At 72.0% G+C, this 22,744-nt stretch carries 22 protein-coding genes; 12 read left to right on the top strand and 10 right to left on the bottom strand.

Features of this window, described 5'->3' with window-relative positions:
* Positions 1–83 precede the first annotated feature (83 nt).
* The 4 genes from ITJ40_RS08255 to ITJ40_RS08240 all read left to right on the top strand — a co-directional run bounded on the left by ITJ40_RS08255 (position 84) and on the right by ITJ40_RS08240 (position 3,671).
* The gene (locus ITJ40_RS08255) at positions 84–1,004 is read left to right on the top strand and encodes an ACP S-malonyltransferase (RefSeq protein WP_194666572.1); all 921 of its coding nucleotides are present in this window, start codon (positions 84–86) and stop codon (positions 1,002–1,004) included.
* A gap of 30 nt (positions 1,005–1,034) precedes the next feature.
* On the top strand, positions 1,035–2,048 hold the full coding sequence (locus ITJ40_RS08250) for a beta-ketoacyl-ACP synthase III (RefSeq protein WP_194666571.1): 1,014 nt from the start codon (positions 1,035–1,037) through the stop codon (positions 2,046–2,048).
* 53 nt (positions 2,049–2,101) lie between these two features.
* Positions 2,102–2,350, top strand: coding sequence for an acyl carrier protein (locus tag ITJ40_RS08245; RefSeq protein ID WP_012038305.1), 249 nt, complete (start codon positions 2,102–2,104; stop codon positions 2,348–2,350).
* Positions 2,351–2,429: 79 nt separating this feature from the next.
* Positions 2,430–3,671, top strand: a complete 1,242-nt coding sequence (locus ITJ40_RS08240) for a beta-ketoacyl synthase (RefSeq protein ID WP_194666570.1) — start codon at positions 2,430–2,432, stop codon at positions 3,669–3,671.
* An 85-nt stretch (positions 3,672–3,756) separates the two neighbouring features.
* Here the strand turns inward: ITJ40_RS08240 and ITJ40_RS08235 are convergent, their stop codons facing one another.
* On the bottom strand, positions 3,757–4,275 hold the full coding sequence (locus ITJ40_RS08235) for a DUF3145 domain-containing protein (protein ID WP_012038303.1): 519 nt from the start codon (positions 4,273–4,275) through the stop codon (positions 3,757–3,759).
* Positions 4,276–4,535: 260 nt separating this feature from the next.
* Here ITJ40_RS08235 and ITJ40_RS08230 point away from each other — a divergent pair, with 260 nt between their 5' ends.
* The gene (locus ITJ40_RS08230) at positions 4,536–5,138 is read left to right on the top strand and encodes a PadR family transcriptional regulator (RefSeq protein WP_194666569.1); all 603 of its coding nucleotides are present in this window, start codon (positions 4,536–4,538) and stop codon (positions 5,136–5,138) included.
* A 1-nt stretch (position 5,139) separates the two neighbouring features.
* Here ITJ40_RS08230 and ITJ40_RS08225 read toward each other — a convergent pair whose 3' ends face one another.
* A complete protein-coding gene (locus ITJ40_RS08225) occupies positions 5,140–5,991 on the bottom strand; it encodes a DUF1684 domain-containing protein (RefSeq protein ID WP_194666568.1) in 852 nt (283 codons plus the stop codon).
* Between the two features lie 95 nt (positions 5,992–6,086).
* On the opposite strand from ITJ40_RS08225, the gene ITJ40_RS08220 reads away from it, so the two are divergent.
* Positions 6,087–6,275, top strand: a complete 189-nt coding sequence (locus ITJ40_RS08220) for a hypothetical protein (protein ID WP_194666567.1) — start codon at positions 6,087–6,089, stop codon at positions 6,273–6,275.
* 64 nt (positions 6,276–6,339) lie between these two features.
* Here the strand turns inward: ITJ40_RS08220 and ITJ40_RS08215 are convergent, their stop codons facing one another.
* On the bottom strand, positions 6,340–8,010 hold the full coding sequence (locus ITJ40_RS08215; RefSeq protein WP_194666566.1) for a bifunctional 3'-5' exonuclease/DNA polymerase: 1,671 nt from the start codon (positions 8,008–8,010) through the stop codon (positions 6,340–6,342).
* Positions 8,011–8,267: 257 nt separating this feature from the next.
* Here ITJ40_RS08215 and ITJ40_RS08210 point away from each other — a divergent pair, with 257 nt between their 5' ends.
* The 4 genes from ITJ40_RS08210 (at position 8,268) to ITJ40_RS08195 (ending at position 12,018) form a co-directional block, all read left to right on the top strand.
* A complete protein-coding gene (locus ITJ40_RS08210; protein ID WP_012038298.1) occupies positions 8,268–8,471 on the top strand; it encodes a cold-shock protein in 204 nt (67 codons plus the stop codon).
* A 117-nt stretch (positions 8,472–8,588) separates the two neighbouring features.
* Positions 8,589–8,876: a hypothetical protein gene (locus tag ITJ40_RS08205; RefSeq protein ID WP_194666565.1), complete on the top strand. Its 288-nt coding sequence runs from the start codon at positions 8,589–8,591 to the stop codon at positions 8,874–8,876.
* 144 nt (positions 8,877–9,020) lie between these two features.
* Positions 9,021–10,586, top strand: a complete 1,566-nt coding sequence (locus tag ITJ40_RS08200; protein ID WP_194666564.1) for a sugar transferase — start codon at positions 9,021–9,023, stop codon at positions 10,584–10,586.
* A gap of 121 nt (positions 10,587–10,707) precedes the next feature.
* Entirely contained in the window at positions 10,708–12,018 is a 1,311-nt protein-coding gene (locus ITJ40_RS08195) for an O-antigen ligase (protein ID WP_194666563.1), read from the top strand.
* Between the two features lie 185 nt (positions 12,019–12,203).
* Here the strand turns inward: ITJ40_RS08195 and ITJ40_RS08190 are convergent, their stop codons facing one another.
* From ITJ40_RS08190 to ITJ40_RS08180, 3 genes are read right to left on the bottom strand one after another with little or no spacing between them, the layout of a single operon-like run.
* Positions 12,204–13,223, bottom strand: a complete 1,020-nt coding sequence (locus tag ITJ40_RS08190; protein WP_194666562.1) for a glycosyltransferase family 4 protein — start codon at positions 13,221–13,223, stop codon at positions 12,204–12,206.
* A complete protein-coding gene (locus ITJ40_RS08185) occupies positions 13,220–14,440 on the bottom strand; it encodes an oligosaccharide flippase family protein (protein ID WP_194666561.1) in 1,221 nt (406 codons plus the stop codon). The genes ITJ40_RS08190 and ITJ40_RS08185 overlap by 4 nt, the downstream gene beginning before the upstream one ends.
* Entirely contained in the window at positions 14,437–15,528 is a 1,092-nt protein-coding gene (locus ITJ40_RS08180) for a hypothetical protein (protein ID WP_194666560.1), read from the bottom strand. Before ITJ40_RS08180 ends, ITJ40_RS08185 begins: the two co-directional genes overlap by 4 nt.
* Positions 15,529–15,991: 463 nt before the next feature.
* Here ITJ40_RS08180 and ITJ40_RS08175 point away from each other — a divergent pair, with 463 nt between their 5' ends.
* Both ITJ40_RS08175 and ITJ40_RS17430 read left to right on the top strand, forming a co-directional pair.
* Positions 15,992–17,107 carry a glycosyltransferase gene (locus tag ITJ40_RS08175; RefSeq protein ID WP_194666559.1) on the top strand — a complete coding sequence of 372 codons (1,116 nt, stop codon included), beginning with the start codon at positions 15,992–15,994 and terminating at the stop codon, positions 17,105–17,107.
* A gap of 154 nt (positions 17,108–17,261) precedes the next feature.
* Positions 17,262–18,461 carry a glycosyltransferase gene (locus tag ITJ40_RS17430; RefSeq protein WP_194666558.1) on the top strand — a complete coding sequence of 400 codons (1,200 nt, stop codon included), beginning with the start codon at positions 17,262–17,264 and terminating at the stop codon, positions 18,459–18,461.
* A 64-nt stretch (positions 18,462–18,525) separates the two neighbouring features.
* Here ITJ40_RS17430 and ITJ40_RS08165 read toward each other — a convergent pair whose 3' ends face one another.
* The 4 genes from ITJ40_RS08165 to ITJ40_RS08150 are packed head-to-tail and all read right to left on the bottom strand — an operon-like array spanning position 18,526 to position 22,620.
* Entirely contained in the window at positions 18,526–19,641 is a 1,116-nt protein-coding gene (locus ITJ40_RS08165; protein ID WP_194666557.1) for an acyltransferase, read from the bottom strand.
* Entirely contained in the window at positions 19,638–20,759 is a 1,122-nt protein-coding gene (locus ITJ40_RS08160; protein ID WP_194666556.1) for a glycosyltransferase, read from the bottom strand. Before ITJ40_RS08160 ends, ITJ40_RS08165 begins: the two co-directional genes overlap by 4 nt.
* On the bottom strand, positions 20,756–21,337 hold the full coding sequence (locus ITJ40_RS08155; protein WP_194666555.1) for an acetyltransferase: 582 nt from the start codon (positions 21,335–21,337) through the stop codon (positions 20,756–20,758). Before ITJ40_RS08155 ends, ITJ40_RS08160 begins: the two co-directional genes overlap by 4 nt.
* Positions 21,334–22,620: a glycosyltransferase family 4 protein gene (locus ITJ40_RS08150; RefSeq protein WP_194666554.1), complete on the bottom strand. Its 1,287-nt coding sequence runs from the start codon at positions 22,618–22,620 to the stop codon at positions 21,334–21,336. The genes ITJ40_RS08155 and ITJ40_RS08150 overlap by 4 nt, the downstream gene beginning before the upstream one ends.
* Between the last annotated feature and the right edge of the window lie 124 nt (positions 22,621–22,744).

Here is a 22,744-nt window from a genome sequence, read left to right as displayed (position 1 = left end):
TGTGGCATCGTCACAATGTCCTGGCGGATCCTCTGTAGGACGTCGACTCAGATGCGCCTCACCGCGGGCGGGAGGATGGACGGATGATCATCGTCGTCTGCCCGGGACAGGGCTCCCAGAAGCCCGGCTTCCTCTCCTCCTGGCTCGAGCACCCCGAGCACGCACGACGGCTGGGCGAGCTGGGCGACGCGGCCGGGCTCGACCTCGTCACGCACGGCACCACCTCCGACGCCGACACCATCCGCGACACGGCCGTCGCGCAGCCGCTCATCGTCGCCGCCGGCATCGTCGCCCTGCACGCCCTCCTCGCCGACGGGCGTGACGCCTACGTGGCCGGGATCGCCGGCCACTCGGTCGGCGAGATCACAGCCGCCGCCGGCGCGGGCATCCTGACGGACGACGAGGCGATGCGCGTCGTGCGCACGCGCGGCGACGCCATGGCGGATGCCGCCGCGATCACCCGCACGGGCATGAGCGCCGTCGTCGGTGGTGATCAGGACGCCGTCCTCGCCCGGCTCGCGGAGCTCGACCTCGAGCCCGCGAACTTCAACGGCGGCGGCCAGATCGTGGTCGCCGGAGCTCCGGACGCCCTCGCCGCGCTCCAGGCCGAGCCCCTCCGCGGCACCCGCGTCATCCCGCTCCAGGTCGCCGGCGCGTTCCACACGCGCCACATGGCCCCCGCGGTCGACGCCCTGCGCACCGCCGTCGCGCCGCTCGCCCCCCGCGACCCGCGCTTCCCCGTCTGGACCAACCGCGACGGCAGCCGCGTCGAGTCCGGCGCCGAGTACCTCGACCTCGTCGTCGGGCAGGTCGCGAGCCCGGTGCGCTGGGACCTCTGCATGGAGGCCTTCGCCGCCGCGGGCGTCACCGGCCTCATCGAGGTCGCCCCCGCCGGAGCGCTCACCGGCCTCGCCAAGCGCGGCCTCAAGGGCCTCCCGACGCTCGCGCTCTCCACGCCCGACGACCTCCCGGCGGCCATCGACATGCTCGACGCGCACGCCTGATCCCGCCTCACCGACACCGAACAGGCACCCATGACCGACCAGCCCCGCCCCACCATCCAGACCGCGCCCGTGGTCGAGCGCTTCACCCGCATCTGGGGCCTCGGCGCCGCCCGCGGCGAGCTCGACGTCCCGAACGACGACCTCGTCGGCCCGATCGACTCGTCCGACGAGTGGATCCGCCAGCGCACCGGCATCATCACGCGCAAGCGCGCCGGCGCCGACGTGGACGCGGTCGACCTCGCGACCACCGCGTCGCTCGAGGCCATCGCGAAGGCGGGCATCCGGTCGGAGCAGATCGGCATCGTGCTCGTCTCGACCGTCAGCAACACGGTCCAGACGCCGTCGATGGCCGCGCTCCTCGCCGACCGCATCGGCGCGAACCCCGCCCCCGCCTACGACATCTCCGCCGCGTGCGCCGGGTACACGTACGGCATCGCGCAGGCCGACTCCTTCATCCGATCGGGTCTCGCGGAGTACGTCCTCGTGGTCGGCGCGGAGAAGCTGTCCGACATCGTCGACCCGACCGACCGCTCCATCTCCTTCCTGCTGGGCGACGGCGCCGGCGCCGCGATCGTCGGCCCGAGCGACACGCCCGGCATCTCGCCGACCGTGTGGGGATCCGACGGCTCGAACTGGGACGCCGTCGGCATGACCGGCACCTTGAAGAGCATGCGCGACGGATCAGCGTGGCCGACGCTCCGCCAGGACGGCCAGAAGGTCTTCCGGTGGGCCGTCTGGGAGATGGTCAAGGTCGCCAAGGAGGCCCTCGACCGCGCAGGGGTCGCGCCCGAGCAACTCGCCGCCTTCATCCCGCACCAGGCCAACATGCGCATCGTCGACGAGTTCGCGAAGCAGCTCGGCCTGCCCGAGTCCGTCGCCATCGCGCGCGACATCGCCACCACGGGCAACACCTCCGCCGCGTCGATCCCGCTCGCCACCCACCGCCTGCTCGAGGAGGACCCGTCGCTGTCCGGCGGCCTCGCCCTGCAGATCGGGTTCGGCGCGGGACTCGTCTTCGGCGCGCAGGTCGTCGTCCTGCCCTGAGCCCCACCGCCCCATAAGCTGTTCCGGTCATCACGAACCACGAGGAGATACACATGGCACTGTCCACCGAAGAAGTCCTGGCCGGCCTGGCCGAGCTCGTCAACGACGAGACCGGGATCGCCACCGACACCGTCGAGATGGACAAGTCGTTCACCGACGACCTGGACATCGACTCGATCTCGATGATGACGATCGTCGTCAACGCCGAGGAGAAGTTCGACGTGAAGATCCCCGACGAGGAAGTCAAGAACCTCAAGACCGTCGGCGACGCGGTCACGTTCATCACCAACGCGCAGTCCTGACCGCGCGGAGCATGGCCGGTCCCGATCACGGGGCCGGCCATCTCCCTCCCCCGTTCCCGACGTCGAGGAGACGCCACGCATGACCACCCCCAAGAAGATCGTCGTCACCGGCATCGGCGCGACGTCTCCGCTCGGCGGCACCGCCGAGGAGACCTGGCAGGCGCTCCTGCGGGGTGAGTCGGGCATCAGCACCCTCGAGCAGGACTGGGTGGCCAAGTGGGAGATCCCCGTCACCTTCGCCGGGCAGGCCAAGGTGCCGTCCTCCGAGGTCATGCAGCGCATCGAGACCAAGCGCCTCGACCCGTCGAGCCAGTTCGCCCTCACGGCCGCGCGCGAGGCGTGGGCCGACGCCGGATCCCCCGAGGTCGACCCGCTGCGCTTCGCCGTGGACTGGGCGACCGGAATCGGCGGCGTGTGGACCCTGCTCGACGCCTGGGACACCCTCCGCGAGAAGGGTCCCCGCCGTGTGCTCCCCATGACGGTCCCCATGCTCATGCCCAACGGACCCGCGGCCGCGGTCGGCATGGACCTCGGCGCGCGCGCCGGCATCCAGACGGTCGTCTCCGCGTGCGCCTCGAGCACCGAGTCCATCGCCAGCGCGTACGAGCACCTCCAGGCGGGACGTGCGGACATCATCGTCGCCGGCGGATCCGAGGCCTCCATCCACCCGCTGCCCATCGCGTCGTTCGCCGCCATGCAGGCGCTCTCCAAGCGCAACGACGACCCCACACGGGCCTCTCGTCCGTACGACATCGCGCGCGACGGCTTCGTGCTCGGCGAGGGCGGCGCCGCCCTGGTGCTGGAGACCGAGGAGCACGCGAAGGCCCGCGGCGCGCGCATCTACGCCGAGCTCGTCGGCGGCGCGGTCACGAGCGATGCGTTCCACATCACGGCGCCCGACCCCGAGGGGACGGCCGCGGCGCGCGCCATGATCCAGAGCATCGAGGGCGCTGGCTACTCCCGCGGCGACGTCTCGCACATCAACGTGCACGCGACGAGCACGCCCGTCGGCGACATCGCCGAGTACAAGGCGCTGGAGCGCGTGTTCGGCGACGCGGTGCACGGGATCCCCGTGAGCGCCACGAAGGCGTCGACGGGCCACCTGCTCGGAGGCGCGGGCGCCATCGAGGCCGTCTTCACCGTCAAGGCCCTGGCAGAGCGCACCGCTCCCCCGACGATCAACCTCACGGAGCAGGACCCCGACATCCCGCTCGACGTGGTGACGTCGCCCCGGTCGCTGGGCGACGGCGACCTTCTCGCGATCAGCAACTCGTTCGGCTTCGGCGGGCACAACGCGGTCGTCGCGTTCCGCAGCGTCTAGCCACGAGCACGACGAGAGGCCCCGACCGGATGGTCGGGGCCTCTCGTCGTGGGGCAGGCGGGGAGGAGCCGCGCGCCTGGCCTGCTCAGCCGACCTTGTGAAGCCAGACGACCGGGCTGAAGTCGCTCGCGTGGCGGAACGCCTCGAGCTCGTCGTCCCAGGCCTGGCCCATGGCGAGGCGCAGCTCCCGGTGGAGCTCCAGCGTGTTGGAGCCGGCGACGTCGAGGGCGTAGCGGATGCGGTCCTCCGGGATGACCGTGTTCCCGGCGGTGTCGGTCTGCGCGAAGAACACCCCGAGGTCGGGAGTGTGCATCCACCGCCCGCCGTCGCGCCCGGGCCCGGCGTCCTCGGTGACCTCGTAGCGGAGATGCTCCCAGCCGCGGAGGCCGCTGGCGATGGCGGCTCCGGATCCCTCCGGACCCTCCCAGTAGTACTCGGCGCGCATGGCGCCCTTCAGCACCGGCTGCGGATCCCACGTGAAGTTCACGGCGTGACCCAGTGCGCGACCGGCGGCCCATTCGACATGGGGGCAGAGCGCGCGAGGGGAGGAGTGCACGTAGAGCACTCCTCGAGCCGGTCTTGAGTTGGCGACGGGTGCTTCCATGGGTCTCCTCCATCCGATCAGATGCGTCTTCCCCAACGATCTGCGTGCGATGGACGAGCTCCACACCTGCCGGTGCGGCCGGCGCGAGCGCCGACCTGCCCATCATGGCGGGTGATCCTGTGCGCGGGCAACATGCGGGTCGCGACGCGCCGCAGCGGATCCGCGCACCCTTCCGCGGACGCGGCGGGTCCGACCGGGATGCATGCCGGGAATGCCTATGCTCCTGGTGACGGCCTGTCGGGCCGGGAGACGAGGCGGGCATGTCGGTGCGACACGCGCTCCTCGCGGTCCTCACCGAGGGCACCTGCTACGGGTACCAGCTGCGGACGGAGTTCTCGCGCCGCACGGGCACCACGGCGCCGCTCAACGTCGGCCAGGTCTACAACACGCTGGACCGGCTCGAGCGTGACGGATTCGTCACGAAGGGCGCCATGGACGACGCGGGGCACGTGCCGTACACGATCACCGCTGCCGGCGCGGCGGAGGTCGAGGCGTGGCTCTCGGCGAGCGTGGGCGGCGTCGGCGCCCGCGACGAGCTGGTGGTCAAGGTCACGCTGGCGCTGTCGCTCCCCGACGCGGACGCGCGCGAGGTCGTGCGGATCCAGCGCGAGGTGTCGCTCGCCGAGGCGGCCGCGCTCGCCCGGGCGCGGGAGCGACTCGAGGCGGAGTCCCGGGATCGCGCGCTCGCGCGCCTCCTGTCCGTGGAGGCGCAGGAGGCGCAGGTGCACGCGCGGCTGGCGTGGCTCGATGCGGCCGAGCGACGGATCGGCGACGCGCGCGCGACGGGCACGCGACCCGCGGGGCTCGCCGCGGCTCCGCGACGAGGGCGTCCGGCGCGCGCTCCGGGTGGATCCGCCGACTGACCTAGTGCAGCAGCCCGCCGTCCTTCGCCAGCACGTTCTTCTCCCCCGCCTCGATGGGGACGGCGAACCGGTTCTGCTTCGGCGGCATCGGGCAGTTGAAGTTGTAGCTGAAGGCGCACGGGGGCAGGTAGGCGCGGTTGAAGTCCAGGGTGATCGTCCCGTCGGGCGACGGCGCGACCATGAGGAAGCGGCCCACGCCGTACGTGGACTCGCCGCTCGTGGCATCCGAGAAGACGAGCAGGAGGGCGCGTCCTTCGCGGAAGGCGGCCAGCGAGTAGTCGACGCCGTCCTTGGTGAAGGTGATCTCGCCGGGGACGATCTTGTCCTTGGTGGCGCCGTCGTCCTTGAGGTGCTCGAAGCCCATCGCACGCCCGCCCTCGATGGGCGTGAAGTCCGCCCGCACCACCCACTCCTCCGAGTACGGGAAGGCGTCGATGCCGCCGAAGTCGCGGATCGCGTCCGACTGCGCGTCCCAGACCCGGAGTGCGTACGCACCCTCCTCGCTCGCGATGACGAACGCCGAGACCGTGTCGCTGGCGACGACGGACGAGGGCTGCGGGTCGTCGCGGCCGCGCACGATCGCCTCGCCGTCGACGAGGACGCCGTCGACGCGCAGCTCGTCTTCCGCGGTCGCCCGGACCCGGAGGCCGGAGACGCCGGGCTCGAGGGGCGACCACGTCCCGGGGATCCCGTAGACGGGCTGCGGATCGGCGTCATGGGAGATCCACTGCGTGTTGACGAGGGCCAGGTTGCCCTGCGGGAGGACCACCATCTGCTCGCGACGCGAGCGGTAGACGGCGAGCACCTCCGCGGGGTCGGTGGGAGCGGGCGCGGCGGGTGCGGGATCGGTCATGGACCCATCCTCGCCGCCCGCGAGGCCGCGGCCAAGTCGGCCGCGCGTGCGCCGGCGGGGTTCCCCGAGGAGCACCGCGAGCGTACGGTCGGACCATGAGCACAGATCACGAGAGCACCTCGACCGACGACGACGGCACGACGACGCACACCGAGGAGCACTCGGAGTCGTCCTCGTCCTCGGTCACGACGGAGAGCGGCTCGGACGGGTCGACCCCCGACGGCTCCGGCAGCAACACCGGCGAGGGCGACGACCACTCGGGCGACGTCGCCTCCGGCGGCTGATCCTCCCCACGGCATCGCGACGCCCGGCCCCGAGGGGCCGGGCGTCGTCGTGTCCGGGCTCGGATCACTTGGCCTGGGCGTAGTCGTCGACCACCGCGATCGTGACGGGGAAGTCCACCGGCGCGTCGCCGAACAGCAGGCGGCCCGCCTCCGCGGCGGCGTCGGCCACGGCCGCGCGGACCTCGTCGACGCGGTCGTCCGGGGTGTGCACCATGACCTCGTCGTGCAGGAAGAAGACGAGGTGCGGGCGGGATCCCGGCCGCTCCATCGCGGCGAGGCGGCGCCGGAGCCCGGCGAGCCAGCAGAGCGCCCACTCGGCGGCGCTGCCCTGGACGACGAAGTTGCGGGTGAACCTGCCCTGATCGCGAGAGGACGTCCGGGCGCGGGCGGCATCCGCCGGGGACGCCTCGCCTGCGCGGCCGATCTGCTGCACGTCCACCCACGCGTCGCCGGGCGGCGGCGATGACCGCCCGAGCCGCGTGCTCACGACACCCCCGCTCTCCCCCGCCCGCGCCGCGCGCTCCACGAAGCCGGTGGCGCGCGGGTAGGCCCGGACGAGTCGCGGCATGAGGCGCCCGCTCTCGCCGGAGGTGGCGCCGTACATGGCGCCGAGCATCGCGACCTTGGCGTGCGCGCGGGTGTCCACGACGCCGGCGTCGACGAGGCCCTGGTAGAGGTCGGTCCCCCGGCCCGCGTCGGCCATGGCACGGTCCTCCGCCAGCGCCGCGAGCACGCGCGGCTCGAGCTGCGCGGCGTCGGCGACGACGAGCCGCCAGCCGGGATCCGCCCGGACCGCCGACCTGATCTGACGCGGCAGCTGCAGCGCGCCCCCGCCGCTGGCGGCCCAGCGTCCGGTGACGACGCCGCCCGGAACGTACTCGGGGTGGAAGCGGCCGTCCCGGATCCACGTCTCCATCCAGGCCCACCCGTTGGCCGTGAGGAGGCGGGACAGCTTCTTGTGCTCCAGCAGAGGGGCGATGACGGGGTGGTCGATCTCCTGGAGCTCCCACTGCCGCGTGCTCGTCGCGTCGATCCCGGCACGGCGCAGCGCCCGGAGCACGTCGGGCGGGCTGTCGACGTTGAGGTCGGGTGCGGCGAGGAGCTCCCGGATCCGCGCGGCGAGCCGGATGAGCGCGGGTGGCGCGCCGCCGTGCGCGGGGCGTCCCCCGAGCAGGTCGACCAGGAGCGCGTCGTGGACGGCCGTGTCCCACGGCAGGCCGTCGGCGGACATCTCGGCGGCGACGAGGGCGCCCGCCGACTCGGCGGCGAGGAGGAGGCGCAGGCGGCCGGGCTCCGCGCTTCCCGCGACCGCGTCCAGCTGCAGCCGGAGCTCGGCCACGAGCTCGTCCGGCGAGCGGCCCTCCGGCGCGTCGAGGTCGTCGAAGAGCGTCGCCGTCGTCTGCGGCTCCCGCTCCGACGGGGCGGCCCGGTCCCAGGTGCTGGCGGGGAGACGGGCGAGGGCGCTGTCGGCGGTCTGCGTCGAGAGCCGCAGGATCGCGTGGCAGAGCCGCAGGTCGTGGCAGCGGGCGACGCGGACGCCCGCGGCGATGAGCCCACGCGCCCACACCGCGGTGTCGTCCCACACCCACCGCGGCGCGGGATCGGCTCGCTCACGCGAGGCGGCGACGGCCGGCCACTCGTCGGACGGGACGTCGCTCGTGCCGGTCACGGTCCCCGCCGCATCGATGTCGACGAGCCGCACGCCGGAGGGCGTCCGCGCGACCAGGATGTGCATGCCCTCATCATCCCGTGCGCGTCCGACGTCGGAGGCGGGCGGCGACGCCCGCGGCTCCCCCACACGGCGACACGGAGGGAAACAACCGACGGGAATGTGGCCGCATCCCCCGCTGGCGCGGTTTCACCCGCTAGGGTTGGTCACAAGTCGTCAGGTCCTCACGATCCGCCCGGTCCGCCGGAGGGGTCACGAGGGGCGGACGACCCGCGGTCCCGGGTCCCGGGATCGATGCATCTCTTTTTGAAGGAAATTTCGTCATGGCAACAGGCACCGTCAAGTGGTTCAACGCTGAAAAGGGCTTCGGCTTCATCGCTCCCGACAACGGAACCGCGGATGTGTTCGCTCACTACTCCGCGATCGCGACGGGCGGCTACAAGTCGCTCGACGAGAACCAGAAGGTCGAGTTCGAGGTCGCCCAGGGCCCCAAGGGTCCCCAGGCTGAGAACATCCGCCCGCTCTAATGCCACCCGCTCGCCTCTGGTGAGCGCAGCACGCTGAGCTTCCGAGAACGGCTCCGACCACGTGGTCGGAGCCGTTCTCCAGTTAACGCAGCACTCGTGCGTGCGGGACCATGGACCGTGCCCTCCTACCGCATCACCATGACCGTCGGCGCGCTGCGTCCCGGCGCCGACCCCTCAGCCGTCCTCCCCGCCGCCGCCGCCGAGGCCGCCCGCATCGCGACCCTCGAGGCGAACGACATCCAGGTGGTGCGCGGCGAACCCCGCCTCACGGTGCGCTTCACCGCGGACGACGACGCGGCGGCCGAGCGGATAGCCGGTGCGGTCCGATCCCGGGCGGGCGAGCTCGTGGACGTCCCCCGGGCGAGCATCACGCGTCGCGACGGAGGCGCGTGGATCCGGATCTGATCCGGCCGGGCGCCTCGTGTCCCCCGACGGTCCCCTCACGGACGCATCCGACACGCGCCGCCGAGCATCGGCGGCAACGCCTGTAGTCTCGATCCCAAGATCCGACGACGCCTCAGGGGGACGCACCATCGGCTTGGGGGGACGATGATCGAACAGAAGACCACGCAGGACACGGGAGCACGGGAGACCGGCACCCGCCGACGCATCACGGACAGGTCCGCGAAGGGCCTGCGCGCCGACGCCGGACCGCTCACCGAGGCGGACGGACAACGGGCGCACGACTGGCGCCGCACCTACGCGGTGGGGCTCGCCGTCACCGACCTCCTCGTCCTCGTCTGGGTCGTCTTCGGCGTCCAGATCGCCTGGTTCGGCATGGAGACCTCCGACGTGGCCTTCAACGGCGACTACCAGGGCGTCGCCGTCAGCTACTCGCTCATCTCCGTGGTGATCATCGTCAGCTGGATGGTCGCCCTCGGCCTGTATGGCACCCGCGGCTACCGCGTGCTCGGCACCGGACCCCAGGAGTACCGGCTCATCCTCGACGCCACCGTGCGGCTGTTCGGGCTGGTCGCCATCGTCGCTTTCCTCGGCCGCATCGACTTCGCCCGCGGCTACATCATCATCGCCCTCCCGCTCGGGCTCGTGACCCTCGTGCTCAGCCGCTGGATGTGGCGGCAGTGGCTCAACGTGCAGCGCGCCAAGGGCAGGTACTCGTCCCGCGTGCTGCTCATCGGATCCGAGGCGTCCACGGGCTTCCTGGCCCGGGAGCTCGCGCGCCAGCCCTACGCCGGCTACCACGTGGTCGGGGCCTGCATCCCGTCCGGCGTGATCGCGGCGACGCTGCCCGGGACCGGGATCCCCGTCCTGGGCAAGCTCGACGATCTGCAGGCCGCCATGCGCGCGGTCGACGCCGACACCATCGTCATCGCCAGCAACGACGAGCTGTCGCCGGAGCGGATCCGCGAGCTCAGCTGGTCGCTCGAGCCGGGCCGCCAGCACCTCGTGGTGGCGCCCAGCCTGACCGACATCGGCGGGCCGCGGATCCACACCCGTCCCGTCGCCGGCCTGCCCCTGATCCACGTGGAGACCCCGCGCTACGAGGGCACGAAGCTCTTCGCGAAGCGGGCGTTCGACATCGTCGCGAGCACGCTGATCCTCGTCGTCGCCTCCCCTCTCTTCCTCGCCATCGCCGTCACCATCCGGCTGAGCACGCCGGGACCCGTCCTCTTCCGCCAGGAGCGCGTGGGCATCAACGGGCGTCCGTTCCAGATGCTGAAGTTCCGCACGATGGTGACGGATGCGGAGGCGCGTCTGCTGGAGCTCGAGAAGCAGTCGCGCGACGCGGGCAACTCCGTGCTCTTCAAGATGAAGGACGATCCCCGCGTCACGCCCATCGGCCGATTCCTGCGTCGCTACAGCCTCGACGAGCTGATGCAGCTCGTGAACGTCCTCAACGGCAGCATGTCCCTCGTGGGTCCGCGGCCTCCGCTGGCCCGCGAGGTGGAGGAGTACGAGACGAAGGTGCACCGGCGCTTCCTCGTGAAGCCGGGCATCACGGGCCTCTGGCAGGTGAGCGGCCGGTCGAACCTCTCGTGGGAGGACAGCGTGCGCCTCGACCTCTACTACGTCGAGAACTGGTCCATCGTGGGGGATCTCGTGATCCTGTGGAAGACGGCGCGGGCCGTCCTCCATCGTGATGGCGCCTACTGATGGCCGCAGCCGGTTCGCTCCAGCCGTCCCGCTGGAGATCGAACCTCCTGGAACTCGATAGCCTCAACAGAGTTGCCCACAAATCCCGTGCCGCCCACGTCGTATCGAGAGGCGCCTGCTGATGGCCCAGATCGTCCTTCTCATCTCAGCGATACTCCTCGTCCTCATGCCGACGAACGGACCGAGGTTCCGGGATGTCTGGCGCTCGGCTCACTACCTGTGGATCGTCGCCGGCTTCGGGCTTCCCGGTGTCTTGCGCGTGACCGAACTCACGCAGCAGAGCACGGGCAGCGCAAACGAGCTGCTCTCCATCATCAGGTTCGTGCCGATGCTGCTCATAGGCGCGATCATCGGCGTTAGGAGTCTGAGTCGGGGAAGGCTCTACGGCGGACACCTCCTGCTGCTGCTCGCCATATGCATACCTGTCGCGTTCGCGTCTGGGGACTTCTCCCCGACACCGTTTGTCGCTGCATTTGCGTTCCTCCCGGCACTCGCCGTGGATCGTGAGCCCGTCGACGTGCGGGTCATTCTGTTGGCTCTCGTGCACTCGCTGAAAGCCGTGGTCGTCCTCGTCGGCTTCTATGGCGTCGGGGGCACGATCATCGGTGCCTGCCGACTGGACAAGTGCTCCCTCTGGGGCCAGCAGCTCGGCGAGTTCGGGTCCGGCAACGCACTCGGGGTCGCGATCGCGGTCCTGGCGTTCGCCTCCATCGTGACCGCGCGGAACAGCGCCTGGATACTCGTCGCCGTCGTTGCGTCCGGCCTCCTGGTCGACCTGTGCAGCAGCCGTTCAGCGCTGATCATCTGGGCCCTGGCCTCCGTGGCCGCGGTGCTCATCCGAACGACGGGGAGGATGCGTCTCGTGACGCGTACGCGCCTCATGGCAGCGCTCACGACCGTCGCCGCCCTTCTCGTCTGTGCCGTCGCCGTCACCTCTTGGCGACCGGACGCCTTCACCTATCGAGGGATCCTCTGGCTCAAAGCGCAGGAGCTCATCCTCGAGAACCCTCTGCTCGGGTGGGGTTCCACCTACTGGGTCAGGCAGCCCATCACGACGGCGCTCAGCGCCAACTACAGCGCGCACAACCTTGCGTTGGAGACGTTCGTATCAACTGGTTTGGTCGGTGCCCTTGCACTCACGGCGGCGTTCATTGCGTGCGTCCGACGAACGGCACCTGATGTCAGGATGATCGCTCTGGGAATGGCGGTCGTTTGGCTGGCAGGTGGCATCACTGAGGTCACGAGCGCACCGGGACGCCTCTACCTCGTCCCGGCTCTCCTCCCTCTTGTATTCGTGCTCTTCAACGCGCGGAGCCGATCCTCGGCCCGTCTGCAGCTGGATGTCGGGCGACTGTCCGGCTCCCGGCCGACGTGGTCAGTGGCGTCTTCGAGCGACGCCGCGCGGGCGATCTCAGCCGTTCCGACTACGTGACGGTCGGGCCATCGGCAATAGAGCGTTCGGTGAGACTTGCGCCACCATCGCGGTCTTGTGAGACCGACTAGCATCGAAGGTCCGATTTCGTCCAAATCCGCCGGTTTTCCGTGACAACGCGCGCCCGGGCTGCACGACCAGAAAAGGGGCGCTGCTCGCGACGACAAGGGCGACTAGGGACGGCCCTAGATTCTGGATCCTGTGTCAAAACCGGCTACCTGCAGGTACGCATTGGCGGTCGCCGCGATGCTGAATTCGACACGGACGCGATCCGCCGCTGCCTTCGCCACGGCGCGAGCTGTGACGTCGTCGTCGATCACTCTCTGGATCGCTGCCACCGCCGAGGATTCGTCACCTGAGATGAAGGTCGCGGCGGGGACGTAGGACGGCAGCGTCGCCGCGACGTCTGCGCTGCAGACGACGGGGAGACCCACTGCGGCCGCCTCGAGGACGCCGATGCTGTGCGCTTCCCGGCTCGACGGGTGGAAGTAGACGTCCGAGGCGGCGAGGTCGGCCCCCACGTCCGACGAAGGTCCCGTGAGCAGGTGCGCGAACCCCCGTGATCGGGCGTCCGCGCAGAACCGCTCGATGCGGGGGTCCGAGTCGAGGATCGGTCCCGTCCAGGAGAAGCGGAGGTCGGGATCGAGGGCGGCGAAGCGGTCGACCACCTCGAGCCACAGCTCCGGCTCCTTCTGGCTCGCCACGCGCGCCATGGTGATCACCCTCGTGGGTCGAGCCGGCGCATCCAGCTTGCGCGGCAGGTCGTCGCTGATGCCGTTGGGGATCAGCACGGGCGGAGGCCGGCGCGGGAAGTGGGCGACGTACTCGTCCACCTGCTTCCGGCTCACGGCGACCACGGTCCGAGCCCGGCGACGGCTCCGCGACTCCGCGTTCCTCAGCAGCGGCGAGGCGAAGTCGTCGGTGGCGCTGTGCAGCACGGACAGCAACGGCGTGCCACGAGGCGTCACGATGCTCGAGTAGAGGTTCGGGAGGGCGGAGTGGCTGACGACGAGGTCGGGGCGCACCGCGCGGATCACCCGACGCAGCCGCCGACCGCGTGCCAGCTTGCCGGTCGGTTCCCCCTCGGGATCCAGGTAGGCCAGCTCGGTGTCGTGGCCCAGTCGGCCCCACTCGACGGCGAGGCTCGCCACCAGGGTCTCGGCTCCTCCGATCTGGGGGCGGAGGAGCAGCTGGAGGATCTTCATCGGCGGCCTCTCCTGCCGGTCCGGGTGAGCGAGAGCAGCAGGAGGAGCATGACCGCCTGCGCGACGAGGAAGGCGAATGCGGCACCGACGGAGCCGTAGACAGAGGCCAGGACGGCGACCAGGGCGAGCTGCAGTGCGACCAGGCCGAGCGTGACGAACGAGACCTCCCTGTCGCGGCCGAGGCTCTGGAGGAAGACGGCGACGGGCTGGTTGACGATCGCGAAGAGCGTGCCGAACGCGAGTACGCGGAGGACCGTCGCCGACTCGGCGTATGCGTCCCCCACCAGTATGTCGACGAAGGTGGGAGCGCCGATGATCACCACGACGCAGGCCGCCAGGGCAGCGCCCGGGAGCCACAACGCCCGCTTGACCTGGGGCCACGCGGCGCTCCAGGACTGCGCGCGGGCGACGACGGGCACCGCCGCGGCGGCGAACGCCGACACGGCGAGCCCCATGGGCTGCGTCCACCTGTTGACGGCTCCGTAGATCCCCGCCGCCGCCGGCCCGGCCACCGCGGACATGATGGCGACGTCGAGGACCTGGGACGTCGCCGCCATCGAGCTGAGTCCGTAGAAGCCCGAGCCGCGCCATGGGAGGCGACGGAGCTCGGGGGTCACCAGGAGGCGCTTGCGGCCCGGCATCTGCGAGAGCAGCAGCAGGGTGCTGCCGATCGACCCGCAGACGAGCGCCAGCCAGAGCGACGCGGCGCCGTCCGCGCCCATCAGCATTCCGGCGAAGAGGACGAGCATCCCGACCACGCGATCCGTGACGAGGGAGAGCGCGACGACGCCGATGCGGGAGTGGGCGCGGAGCGGCACCTGCGCCGTCTGCGAGATCAGCAGGAACAGGCCGATGGGACCGGCGGTCCACAGCCACGGGTTCGGGGAGACGAGGTACAGGACGACTGCGCCCACGGAGAAGACGACCAGGGCGATCACGATCTTCGCGAGAGCACGGCGCGCGAGGTCGTGCGTGGTCAGGGCTCCCTTGGCCGTCTCGCGGATCCAGAGGGAATTGGTCCCGAAGTCGAGGACCCCCACCGCGCTGGTGGCGATGGCGATGGCCGTGACGACCTGGCCGAAGTCGGTCGGACCGCTGACCCGGGCGGCGAACAGGTAGATCAACGCCGTGAGGATCTGGGCGCCGGCGGTCGAGGCGGCGAGGAAGGTCGCCTGACGGCCCAGGCCGCCGGCCGATGCGGGCGCCGACGCCGTCACAGCAGCGCCGACGTGAAGCGGGAGGTGCCCATGTCCGGCACCGCTGGCGGGCGATCGGCGTCCACCGCGTCCTCGATGGCCCGCGCCAGCCCGGCGACCGTCAGGGGCGTCCAGGTCGCGTGCGACGGGACGGCCTCGGCGTCGCGTCGGAGGCTGGACGCCCCGGACAGGATGAGGCGCGTGCCCGCCATGACGGCCTTGCCGAGGATGCCGCTCGGACCCTCGTTGGAGTGGGCGAGGACCACGCAGTCCACCGCGGCGATGGCGGAGTCGAGCTCCACGTCCTCGAGCATCCGGTCGACGACCTGGACGCGCGCGCCGCGTCGCCTGGCCTCCGCGAGGTGCGGCTCCGCCTCGGCCAGCTGGCCGTCGAGGACGGCGCCGGCGACGAGCAGCCCCATCCCCTCGTCGGCCACGCGGGCGAACGCCTCCGCGACCATCGGGAGGTTCTTCCGGGCGGTGATGGCGCCGGCGACCGCGAACCACCGACGGTCGCCGTCGAGGCCCCACTGCGCGCGGACGGCCGTGACGTCGTCCGGCGTGGCCGCCGACGTCACGGGGTCCTGGGCCACGGGGAAGGCGGAGCGACCCGCCCAGACGGAGGACTTGAGGACGGTGACGGTCGTCGACGGTCGCAGGGCTGCCAGGGACATCGTCGCGCGCTTCGCCCACTGACGGGCGAGCGGGCGGATGGCCTGGCCGCGACGCAGGTCGGGCTCGCGCATCACCAGCGCCGTGACGTGCGGGAGGTGACGGCCGCGTCGCATCAGCAGGGACACCAGGTCCAGGTCCCCGTCGGGGATGACGACATGGCGCGCCCCCGTCTCCCGGGCGATGCGCGACGCCGTCGTCACGTCGGCGCGGGAGACCTCCGCCACGGTGAAGGGCGCGGGCAGGTCGCGGAGGAACTCCGCGGCCTGCGCGCCGTCCATCTGGCCGGACGTCGTCACGAGCACGGGCCTGCGGCCCTCGGCGATGATCGCCTCCGCGAGCAGGCGCACGTAGTAGAAGCGGTGGCCGTCGCCGTTCCCCTCGAGGATCAGGACGGGTGCCCCGTCGGCGCCGGAACGCGGTCGGGTGGCGCTCATGCGCGGCCCCCGACGGCGGTCGATCGAGCGGGTGATGCGCTCAGCACGCGTGCCCGAGACGACTCGCCGCAGTGCGTCGAGGCCCGGCGCCACGTGCCGACACGCCCGATCCGCGTCCCGTCGGCAGCACCCTGCATCCCCACTCCCCCATGAGACTCCGTCCCCTCCTGACGTCGGTCACGGGGCGCGCCCCGCGTGGCCACCAGTATGCCGGACCGCATCCGGGCGTCCGCCCGCCGGACGGCCTCGCAGAGGCCGGTCGCCGCCGCATGCCTGCACTAGGGTCGTCGGACGGGGATGTCATCGCCGGATGACGAGCACGAGGTCCGCTCACCGGCGCGTGTCGACGCCGGGGGACGGGGACCGACAGCGGCATCCCCGATCGTCGAAGGGGGAAGACGATGGGGATCGTCGTGTCGCATGGGGCAGCCAGCGGGAGCGCATGCAGGGGCGGGAGTTCCGCATGAGCCGGCGCGTCGCCGTCACCCAGCCGTACATCCCGGGATACCGGGAGCGGCTCTGGTCGCTGGTCATCGATGAGCTGCGCGAGGCGGACGTGGAATGCCGCGTCTTCTACGGCGGCGACCGCGAACAGGAAGCCGCCGTCGCCGCGCGCGGCGACGGCATCGAACCGGGCTGGGCCAGCCGGGTGTCCGCGCTCACCGTGCAGCCGATCCGCTCCATCCCGAAGTTCATGTTCCGCCGACTCCCCCGCACGTGGCGTGGGCGCCGCGTGCTCCTCGTGACGGAGATGCAGGGCACCAACCTCAACGCCTGGCTGCGCGCGGGGCTGCGCCAGCCCTACGTCACGCTCGGGCACGGGATCTCGGCGACGACGACCCAGTCCACGCTCGCCGACGCCGCGGAGAACATCCTCAACTCCCAGGCCACACGGGCGCTCACCTACACGGAGACGGGGCGACGGCACGTGCTCGCCTCCACGCGGCTGCGGGATGACCAGGTCCAGGCCTTCCGCAACGCGACCGACACGTCGCGGCTGCAGCGCGCGATGGCCGCGGTCACCGCCGCGGACGAGGCGTCGTTCCGCGCGCGCCACGGCATTCCGGCTGATGCGCGCGTCTCCCTGTTCCTCGGTGCCCTGAACCGCTTCAAGGCCGTCGACCTCCTCGTCGATGCTGCGCGCCTGGTGCTCGCGGCCGATCCGACGCGATGGCTCGTCGTCGCCGGCGACGGGGAGTCCCGTGGACTGCTGGAGGAGCTGGCGCGGGACACGCAGCGGGTCGTGCTCCTGGGGCAGGCGGGTCCGCGGGACTTCGCGCCCGCGGCCGCGATGTCGCGTTCGCTCCTGAATCCGGGGAGGGTCGGTCTCGTGGCGGTGGATGCCCTCGTCATGGGCCTGCGGGTCCTCACGACGACGGGCGCCGCGCACGCCCCCGAGTTCGAGTACCTGCGTCCCGGCGTGGACGTCGTCGAGGTTGCGCCGACGCCGGAGGCCTTCGCCGCCGCCTGGGTCGCCGACGAGGAGCGTGGGGACGCGCCCGCCGCCGACTACCCGACCATCGAGGCGGCAGCGCGCACGATCAGCTCCACGATCCTGGACGCGCTGGGTCCTGGCTGACACCCGCGGACGCTCCCCGCGCGGCGGCTCCGGCCGGTTGTGGGTGGTGGGATGCGGTTCGTCCGGCCCGACCTCCTAAGATGCGACGTCCGCAGCGATCGCCGTTGTCTCGGACGCGCACGGATCCGCCCGAGGTCCGCGACGAAGGGGAGCCGTGCCGCAGGACGACGATCGAGTCGATGGACTGCCCGAGGTCACGGAGCACCGCCCGTCGATCGTGTGGATGACCAACCTGGCCCCGCCGTACCGCGTCCCCGTGTGGGACGCGATCGCGCGCGACGCCCGGCTCGAGGTCTGGCTCCTCGAGAGCGATGAGCGCCTTCGACGCGACGACAACAACCGGGGGGACGACTGGACCGCCGGTGACCGCGTCGCCGCGTACACGACGCGGTTCCTGCCGAACCGCGTGATCCGCCGCGGCGAGGCGCGGCACTACGTGACCGGCTGGATCCGGCCGTCGTCGCTCCGGGGCACGGACGCGATCCTGCTCGGAGGGTGGGACTCCCCCGCCTACTGGGTGGCGTCGTGGTCCGCCAAGCTCGCGGGCGTGCGGCGCGTGGGGTTCTACGAGTCGCACCGGCTCTCGCAGGCCCACCACGGCGGAATCGTGGCTCGCGTCCGACGTGCCTTCTACGCCGCCATGGACGAGACGGTCGTACCCGGTGTCGCCGCACGCGACGCCCTCGTCGCCGAGGGCATCGACGCCGGGCGCATCCGGGTCGGCTTCAACGCCGTCGACGTCGAGAGGATCCACGCGCGCACGGCGGACGCCCGTCGCGCGGCCGGTCCTCCCCGGGGCCCCGTCGGTCGTCGCCTGCTCTGCATCGGACAGCTGATCCCGCGGAAGAACGTCGCGAGCCTCATCGAGGCGCTTTCCGCGCCGGAGCTCGCCGACTGCACGTTGACGGTCGTGGGCACGGGCCCGGAGCGCCCGGAGCTCGAGCGGCTCACGGGGCAGCTCGGCCTCGCGGGGCGGGTGTCCTTCGTCGGCTACGTCCCCTCGGCCGACTTGCCGGGGTGCTTCGCGAGCCACGACATCCTCGTTCATCCCGCGCTGCAGGAGGTGTGGGGGCTGACGGTGAACGAGGCCCTGGCTGCCGGCCTGAGCGTCGTCGTCGGCGAGCACGCGGGCGTGACGCCGTCCGTCCGCGGGATGCGGGGGGTGTCCACGACGGAGGTCACGGTCGACGGGCTGCGCCGCGGGATCCTCGGCGCGGTCCCGGCCGAGCCCATCGACCACCCGGAGATCCTCGCGCACACGCCCACGGCGTTCGCGGCAACGTTCCTCCATGCGATGCTGCCCGGGCATGTCAGCCGGCGGCCGGTCGACCACGCCGACGGTGGACGTCCGTGACGGTCGCCGGATACCGTCGCGAGGGAGCGGCCGGGAACACCGAGGAGGGCCGGTCCCGCGGCCGTCACGCCGTGGCCGCGGCCGGTGCTCGCCGTGGGCCCCGGAGCCGCCGCTCGAACGGCACCTCGACGAACCGGTGGACGAGGTGCGACGCGATCAGGGTGAGCACGAGGGCGAGGACGAAGGCCGCCGGTCCGTCGAGCCCGAGGTCGCGGATCCCCGGCTGCGCGAGGCGGACGATGAAGATGTGGTGGAGGAGGTAGAAGCAGTAGGACTCCTCCCCCAACCGGACGGGGAGGCGCCCCCGAAGGAGGCCGGGAGCACCCGCGAGGTCTCGCTGGGCCGCCGCGACGATCAGCACCCCGAAGGGCAGCACGACGAGGGCCGCGACGCCGTAGGTGGACGGCCAGATGCCGACGGACAGGTAGGCGGCGGATGCGATGACGATTGCCGCCGACCAGTCGACCGCCGGGAACGCGCCGCGCTTGCACAGCAGTCCCAGGATCATGCCGACCACGAACTCCGGGAGGCGTGACGGAGGGAAGTAGTAGGCGAGCCACACCCACACGGAGTCCTGGTCGAGATCGGTGGGGGCCACCCGCGTCGATGCCACGGCGGCCAAGGCGACGGACACCACCACCATCGCCAGCAGGCAGACCCAGAGCCCTCGTGTCGAGAGGCGCCGTAGCCCCAGGATGACCAGGGGGAAGGCGACGTAGAAGAACGCCTCGACGGACAGCGACCACGCGGGCACGTTGATCGCGAAGTAGGACTGGGATGTCGGCACCCACGCCTGCAGCAGGAACGGCGTGAGGATCCCACGACGCAGGGCTGCCGGGTCGAGGATCGCCCAGAGCGACGCCGCGAAGACCAGCGAGACCAGATACGCGGGGTAGATCCGGGCGAAGCGCCGTCGGTAGAAGGGGAAGGCGCGGTCACCCGGGCGCGCGGACCAGGCGAGCAGGAATCCGCTCAGGACGAAGAAGAACGTGACCCCGCTGCGTCCCTGGCCCACCAGGTAGCCGAGGGCCAGCCGTGTCGGTTCGTCGAAGAACACGAGGCCGTGGAACCCGAAGACCACGAGGGCGGCGAGGAAGCGCAGGCTCGTGAGCCGGTCGAGACGCGGTGGCGTCTCGGGCCCCGGGACGCCGGGGTCGACGTGAGGAGCGGGCGAGGTCATCGTGTGCCGGTGGAGTAGACGCCCGCGAGGTCGGCCGCCACCCGCTCGATGCCGAACGATCCCGTGATCGCGTCGCGCATGCCGTCGAGGAGCCCGGCGCGCGTCTCGTCGTCGGTCAGGATCGAGGACACGGCCTCCGCCATCGACCGGGGCGATCCGTCGGTGACCCGGGCGGCTCCCGCCCGGTCAAGCTCGTCGGACAGGCCGCAGTCATCGGTGATGACGACGGGGGTGCCCACGGCCATGGCCTCGAGCACCGTCATGGGGAACACCTCGCGCACGCTCGGCAGCACGTAGACGTCCGCCGCGGCGAGCCGGGCGGTGGACGCTCCGGGCGCGATGCTCCCCGCGTAGGCGAGCGGGAGCCCCGGGCGTGCGGCGATGAACGCCGTCAGCGCGGCGAGGTCGCCCTCATCGGGGCCGATCACGGTGAAGCGCGCATCCACGCCCCGGTCGTGCAGCAGCGCCGCGGTCTCGGCGAACGCGAGCACGCGCTTGCGGGGGTGCAGACGCGCGAGGAACAGGACCTCGGGCGTCGCGTCGGCATCGCGGTGCCGAGGGACCGACACGGGCGCCACGCCGTTGCGGATCCGGACGACGTGCGCGCGTCCCCGCGAGACGACGCCGAGCGCCTCCTCCTCGGCGTCCGTCAGCGCGAGCACCGCGCGGGCTCCCGCGAGCACGCGGCGGACCGCGACGGCGTCCAGCACCCGCGACTTCGGTCGTGAGTCGGCCGTCACCATGCCGTGCGTCTGCAGCACGTAGGGGACGCCCGCGCGTCGGCAGACCTCGGCGGCAGCGAGGGCCAGCAGGTGCCGTCCGAGGTGGACGTGGACGACGTCGAACTCGCGGACATGGCGGCGGAGCCCCGCGACCAGGGCGGGCGAGACCAGCCCGCTGAAGCCGAGGCCGGGGAGCGCGTGCGCGCGGAACAGCCGCACGTCGACGTCGTCCACCGTGAGGTCGACGTCGCCGTCCCATCCGGCGATGAGCACGACTCGGTGGCCCTGCCGGGCGAGCTCCCGGCACTGCTCCACGGCCACGGCCACCGGGCCGCCGAAGGCACCGTCCGCGGAGACGTAGGGCAGGACGTGGGCGATGCGCAGGGGGTGCGTCACGATGCGGCGAAGCGCGAGCCGACGACGGCGCAGTCCGGGCCGGAGACGATCGCGTCGGCGGGCACGTCGCCCGCGACCACGGTCATCGGCCGGGCGAGCGCCGAGCGGCCCACGTGCGCGCCGCCGAGGACCAGGCAGCGCGACGTGATCCACGCGCCCGGCTCGATGACGATGGGGCGCGTGATCAGGGCCATGTCTCGCCGGTGGGCGTGGCTGCCCGTGGTGAGCATCGTCTCCTGCGAGAGGACGACGTCGTGGCCGACGCTGATGAGGTCCTGGTTGTGGAACCAGACCCCCTCGCCGATCCAGGAGCGGTCGCCGATGCGGAGCTTCCACGGGAACTTGACCCGCGTGCGGGGCCGGAAGACAACCCCGTCGCCGATCTCGGCGCCGAACGCGCGGAGCGCCCTGACCCGGAGCGACGAGCTGATCTGCCACGGGTTCGTGACGAGGAGCAGCTCCACCGCGGCCCAGAGGTACACCGTGCGCTTCGGGCGGTCCCAGGCCTGGTGCTCGCCGGGGGCGAGGGAGAGGTCGATCACCGGGATGTCGGTCGTGGGATCCGATGCCGCCGTCACGCGCGCACCCCGGCTCCCATGGTGGCCAGCGATTGCGCGAAGCGCACGTACCTGGCGTGGGCGCTGACGGGCGAGTAGCGGTTCTGGTACATCCGCTGGGCTGCGGTGGTGAGGACGGCGGCGCCGTCGCTGTCGCTGCGCAGGTCCTGCGCCGCCTGCAGGAGCCGCTCGGGATCGCCCGGCGGGATGACGGCCGCCGCCTGGTGCTCGCGCACGACGCTCTCGGTGATGCCGCCGTCCTCGACCGCGGCGATGATCGGGCGTCGGCTGCTCGTGTACGACGTGAGCTTCGACGGCATGCTCATCTCGCGCACGCCCGGCTTCTCGTTCAGCAGGAGCGCGTCGGCCGCGGCCAGCGCGTACGGGTAGTCGTCGCCGTCGAGCGGCGGGACGAAGCGCAGCGAGCGGATCCCCGCGCCCTGGGCCTCGAGCGCGGCCCGCTGGTTGCCGTCGCCCACGAGCACGAACTCGATCCCGAGGTCGCGCGCGTCCGAGAGGCGCGCGGCCTCGACGACCGACTCCAGCCCCTGCTTCATGCCCATGTTGCCGGTGTGCACGACGGTGAAGGCGTCTCGGGTCCAGCCGAGGCGGGTGCGGGCGGCTGCGGTGGAGACGTCCACCGGCGTGATGTGCGTGAAGTTCGGGAGCCCCGAGATGGATCCGTCGGGCAGGCCCTGCTGGATGAGCAGGTCGCCGAAGCGGGGCGTGATGACGCCGATCCGGTCGGCGCGACGCAGGAGCGCGTACTCCCCCGAGGCGATGAGCCGGGAGGCGCGGCCTCCCGTGGTGCCGGACTCCCCCGCGGCGTTGCCCGTGAGGTCCTGCACCAGGACCCCGAAGGGACGGCGTCCGCGTCCGAGCGCGCCGGCGGCGAGGCCGGCGAGCGACGGCGTGACCGCGATGACGATCTCGCTCGTGTCCCGCCGCACCTCGCGCAGCGCCCCGCGCAGGAAGCTCGCCTCGAGCTTGGCCCGGCCCGCGAGGTCCGGCGTCTCCGGGATGGTGTGGCGGACGCGGGTGATGCGGACGCCGTCGCGCATCTCCTCCCAGCGCCTGCCCTCGGCGTACCGCTCGTCCTGCAGCTTCCACTGCGGGTAGTGCGGTATCCCGGTGACCACGTGCACCGACGCCCCCGCGTCGGTGAGCGCCTCGGCCATCGCGGTCGTGTACGGCGCGATGCCCGTGGTCTCCGGCCAGTAGTTGATGCCGACCAGGCAGACCGTGAGGCCCCCCAGGTCCGCCGTCTGCGCGCGCGCAGCGTCGGTCGTGCTCAAATCCCCCATGGCCCCATTCTGGTGCCTGGAGGTTTCGATGTCGTTAACGGACCGCGCGGCGCCGTACCCCGATTCCCGCCGGGTGCCGCCGTCACGTTAGATTCGACCGTACGGACGGCCGCGCCGGGCGACT

The organism is Clavibacter sp. VKM Ac-2872 (genome assembly GCF_015351105.1).
Classification (GTDB): Bacteria; Actinomycetota; Actinomycetes; order Actinomycetales; family Microbacteriaceae; genus Clavibacter.
This window is presented reverse-complemented; position numbering and strand designations above follow the sequence as displayed.